This is a genomic window from Sphingobium bisphenolivorans (assembly GCF_000412635.1).
Taxonomy (GTDB): Bacteria; Pseudomonadota; Alphaproteobacteria; order Sphingomonadales; family Sphingomonadaceae; genus Sphingobium; species Sphingobium bisphenolivorans.
This window is the reverse complement of sequence record NZ_ASTG01000067.1, coordinates 1-317: the sequence shown is the minus strand read 5'-3', so window position 1 is coordinate 317 and position 317 is coordinate 1. Positions and strand designations below refer to the sequence as shown.

Here is a 317-nt window from a genome sequence, read left to right as displayed (position 1 = left end):
TCCGAACCGGCACCCGCCATTGCGCCAGAGGTTGCAACCCCGCTCATCCATGCCATGCTCGACCGTCAGTACCGCGCGACGCTCGATGAACCCGTCGGCATGCTCGGCGACATCACCCCGCGCGCAGCCGTTCAAACTGCCGCAGGCCGGCACCGAGTAGCCGGGTGGCTCAAGCATCTCGAAAACCGCAGCAGCAGCCAACTCGACGCGAACGACCCGATGGCCACCTACGACTTCACTTGGATATGGCGCGAACTTGGCATCGAGAACCTGCGCAAATAGTTGGCTACCCCTGACGTCGATGCCTACCGTGAATC

At 62.8% G+C, this 317-nt stretch carries 1 pseudogene; it reads left to right on the top strand.

The window, feature by feature from the left end:
• Positions 1 to 282 (top strand): annotated as a pseudogene (locus L858_RS20845) (hypothetical protein); the annotation flags it as partial.
• Positions 283 to 317: the final 35 nt, after the last annotated feature.